This window comes from Prevotella sp. TCVGH (assembly GCF_023522295.1).
GTDB classification, from domain to species: Bacteria; Bacteroidota; Bacteroidia; order Bacteroidales; family Bacteroidaceae; genus Prevotella; species Prevotella timonensis.
In genome coordinates this window covers 1-3,605 of sequence record NZ_QFFX01000115.1, presented here as the reverse complement: position 1 = coordinate 3,605, position 3,605 = coordinate 1, and the positions used below count along the sequence as shown (strand labels likewise).

The 3,605-nt window shown below is 44.0% G+C and carries 4 protein-coding genes; 1 reads left to right on the top strand and 3 read right to left on the bottom strand.

All coding sequences use genetic code 11. The features are described 5' to 3' along the window. Positions 1 to 78 precede the first annotated feature (78 nt). Positions 79 to 1,443, top strand: a complete 1,365-nt coding sequence (locus DEM91_RS12230) for an alpha/beta hydrolase family protein (RefSeq protein WP_249859092.1) — start codon at positions 79 to 81, stop codon at positions 1,441 to 1,443. Between the two features lie 90 nt (positions 1,444 to 1,533). On the opposite strand, the gene deoC is transcribed toward DEM91_RS12230, so the two are convergent. The 3 genes from deoC to dtd are packed head-to-tail and all read right to left on the bottom strand — an operon-like array spanning position 1,534 to position 3,294. Beyond that, positions 1,534 to 2,484 carry a deoxyribose-phosphate aldolase gene (gene deoC / locus DEM91_RS12225; RefSeq protein ID WP_249859091.1) on the bottom strand — a complete coding sequence of 317 codons (951 nt, stop codon included), beginning with the start codon at positions 2,482 to 2,484 and terminating at the stop codon, positions 1,534 to 1,536. Then, the gene (locus DEM91_RS12220; RefSeq protein WP_008123796.1) at positions 2,481 to 2,810 is read right to left on the bottom strand and encodes a nucleotide pyrophosphohydrolase; all 330 of its coding nucleotides are present in this window, start codon (positions 2,808 to 2,810) and stop codon (positions 2,481 to 2,483) included. Before DEM91_RS12220 ends, deoC begins: the two co-directional genes overlap by 4 nt. 31 nt (positions 2,811 to 2,841) lie before the next feature. Beyond that, positions 2,842 to 3,294 (bottom strand): D-aminoacyl-tRNA deacylase, encoded by a 453-nt coding sequence (gene dtd, locus DEM91_RS12215; RefSeq protein ID WP_249859090.1) that lies wholly within the window; start codon positions 3,292 to 3,294, stop codon positions 2,842 to 2,844. Positions 3,295 to 3,605: the final 311 nt, after the last annotated feature.

The following is a 3,605-nucleotide window of genomic DNA, read 5'->3' as shown; positions in this document are numbered from 1 at the left end:
GGAGGCGCGAAGCCTCCGAAGAGCGGCATCCGACTTGTCTCCGTGTGTTAGCCTTTGCAAACATAGTAACTTATCGTCATGAAAACAAGATTTCTCTCTTTTATGCTCCTGTTGTGTGCTTCCGTTTGCGCATCGCAAGCACAGAAATTGGAAGGTAGTTGGACGGGCAAACTGTCGGTTCAAGGTGTACAATTAACGATTGTCTTTCACGTTGAAAAGGACAAAAACAGTGGTTTCATCGTAACGATGGATAGTCCTGACCAAAGTGTAAGGGGTGTTCCTGCCACAGTGAACTGTCTCACAGCCGACTCAGTGGACATTGCTATCTCGTCGATTGGGGCACGGTATCTCGGCAAACAACAAGGAGACCACATTCAAGGAACGTTTACACAGTTTGGTAGGGCTTTCCCCTTGATGCTCAATCGCGGTGCTGAGGAACTAAAAAGACCGCAAACTCCGCATGCGCCTTATCCATATCAAACTGAGGAAGTAACCTTTCAAAACGCCAAGGCGAATGCTGTTTTCTCGGGAACATTGACTTATCCTGTGGGTTATGAGCAGATGAACAAACAGAAAGTACCTGTGGTACTGATGGTAACAGGTAGCGGTCAGGAAAATAGAAACGAGGAAATATTCGACCATCAACCGTTCTTAGTCTTGGCAGATTACTTTGCTCGCCATGGCATTGCTTCGCTTCGGTACGATGACAGAGGGTTTGCAAAGTCTACAGGTGATGCTTCTCAATCGACGATGAAAGACAATGCGGAGGATGCCCGCTGTGGTTTCAACTACCTAAAAAGCCTGAAAAAGTTTGGAAAGATAGGTGTCATGGGACATAGTGAGGGTGGTAGTATTGCTATGATGTTGGCAGCAGAGGGCTTACCCGATTTTATTGTGAGTCTTGCAGGGGTTGCTGGACGAGGTGATAGCTTGATGTTGAAGCAAGTATATCAAGCGATGGAGGCGAGAGGGGGTGCCACTTTTGCTCACGATTACTGTAAGGTGTTGGGGGCTATTTATGCTTATAGAAATGCCAAGAAAGACATTTCTCACCCCGAAGACGTGTTAGATGCCTTGCTGAAACAAACCAATGTGTCGCTCCCAGCATTGAGCCGGCAAAGTTTGTTACCCGTTCTCACCATGCAAACCCCATGGGTTCTCGATTTCATCGCTACCGACATGGCTTGCTATCTTCCAAAAATCAAGTGTCCTGTCATGGCGATGAATGGTAGTAAAGATGTGCAGGTAGATGCGCACGACAATCTTTCAGCCTTGAGAAAAGGCTTGAAGCCCAACAAAAAGAACCTGATTAAAGAATACGAAGGTCTGAACCATCTGTTTCAACACTGTAATACGGGGCAGACAACGGAGTATCGATTGATAGAAGAAACCTTTGCGCCAGAGGTGATGCAAGACATCGTTGATTGGATCAAGGCGCTTTGATGATGCTAAAAAGCTCAAGCGGATATACATTTCTAAGGTGTATATCCGCTTTTTTGCAGGGCATTTTTTATAGCTGTTTCTATCGCATTGTTAGAAGAATTTTACTTCCTTTCCTTCAATTTCGCTGAGTAACATGTTCGCCAAGCGACTGGTACCTAAACGGAACCACTTGTTGGCAAGCCATTTTTCGCCTAACACTTCTTTCACAATGGTGTAGTAGATGAGGGCGTCCATCACTGAGTTGATGCCGCCAGCAGGCTTAAAACCTATCTGAATGCCCGTTTCATCGTAGTATTCCTTGATGGCTTGGCACATCACATACGCAGCTTCTGGCGTGGCTGCCACCTTCTCTTTGCCCGTAGAAGTCTTGATGTAATCGGCTCCGGCATACATGGAAAGGATAGAGGCTTTCTTGATATTTGACGCTGTTTTTAAGCATCCTGTCTCTAAAATCACCTTCATGGCGGCGTCTCCGCAAGTTTCTTTTAACTCTTGTATATCCTCGCACATCTCTTCGTAATTGCCACTTAGGAATTTGCCTACGGGCATCACGATGTCAATCTCCGTAGCTCCGTCTTTCACTGCCAATGCTGTTTCGGCTACCTTTACCTCAATGAGGGCTTGTGAAGAGGGGAAACTGCCCGATACGCAGGCTATTTCAACGCCTTCAACCTCCAAGGTGTCACGTACCACCTGAGCAAAACAGGGATACACACAGATCGTGGCAACGTGTGGAAGATCAGCGTATTGCGTGTCAAACTGGTTTACTTTTTCGGTAAATGCCATGATGCTTTCGTCTGAATCAGTGCATTTCAGTGAGGTTAGTTCGATGCTTCCAAACAGGAATTTCTTCACCTCTGGGGTGTCATTGGTATCTACTTTTTCTTCGATGAGCTTCTTAACTGTCTCTCGTACTTCATCATCGTTGAGATTGGTGTTGTACTCTTTCAAAGCCTGTTCGTACTTGTCGACTGTTTGCTTGGGCGCATTCTTGGCATTGCGCTGCTCCTTTGTAGGTTGTATGTTTTTGTTGACTGTCATTGTTGTTTTAGTTTTGGGTTATTGATATGTCTTGTCTTATCTCGATTGGTTTTCTTCTTCATGTTTTGTTCAAAAGCCTCGGTGAGGTCAACTCCTGTTTGATTCGCCAAACAGATGAGTACCCACAAAATATCTGCCATTTCATCGGCAAGATTGGGTGTCTCTCCTGGCTTGAAACTTTGGTCGCCATAGGTGCGTGAGATGATGCGCGCCAACTCGCCAACTTCTTCGGTGAGGCACGCCATATTGGTGAGTTCGGAGAAATAGCGTACACCATATTCCTTAATCCAGCGGTCTACTTGTTGCTGTGCTTCTTTGATTTCCATCTTTTGAATGTTGTTCTTGGGGGTGTTTGCGTTACTCTTTATTTTTGGTATCCATACAGATGGTGACTGGACCATCGTTCACTAATTTTACCTGCATATCGGCACCAAACTCGCCAGTGCCAACTTCTTTCCCCAATTGGGCACTCAAACGTTTGCAAAACAGCTGGTAGAGTGGGATAGAAATCTCGTGCCCTGCAGCTCGAATATAGGAGGGTCGGTTGCCCTTTTTATACGATGCCATGAGGGTAAACTGGCTCACTACCAATATTTCGCCATTGACATCGAGGATAGATTTATTCATGATTCCCTGTTCATCATCAAACACACGAAGGTTGACAACCTTCTTTACAAGCCATTCTATATCGTCCTCGCTATCATCTTCACCTATGCCTAAAAGGATAAGAAAACCTTGCTGAATGACCGATTTCATCGTGTCTTTGATGCTTACCGATGCCTCTGAAACTCTTTGTATGACTATTCTCATATTACAAAGATATTTATTTTTGTGCAGTTAGCCAAATATTATGTTCTTAATTGATGAGTTTTTAGACGGAAAAATTGATGAGTGGTTTTTTTATAAAATAGTGTCAAGTGATATAGAAAAACAAACTAAAAATGGTCAAGTGAGTCCATGAAAGTACTATAGCATTGGGTTAGTGCTCTTATAAACATGGGTTAGTACCCTTATAAACATGGGTTAATGCCCTTATAAACATGAGTTTGTACTTTCCTAAAATCACTTGACAGTTTTTATTCACTTTTCCTAATTTACTTGTCAAATTTTTTCATTCATTC

Bases quoted from the DNA above. Each gene is read 5' to 3' on its own strand.
- DEM91_RS12230 (WP_249859092.1), top strand. From the start codon at position 79: ATGAAAACAAGATTTCTCTCTTTTATGCTCCTGTTGTGTGCTTCCGTT.
- deoC (WP_249859091.1), bottom strand. From the start codon at position 2,484: ATGACAGTCAACAAAAACATACAACCTACAAAGGAGCAGCGCAATGCC.
- DEM91_RS12220 (WP_008123796.1), bottom strand. From the start codon at position 2,810: ATGGAAATCAAAGAAGCACAGCAACAAGTAGACCGCTGGATTAAGGAA.
- dtd (WP_249859090.1), bottom strand. From the start codon at position 3,294: ATGAGAATAGTCATACAAAGAGTTTCAGAGGCATCGGTAAGCATCAAA.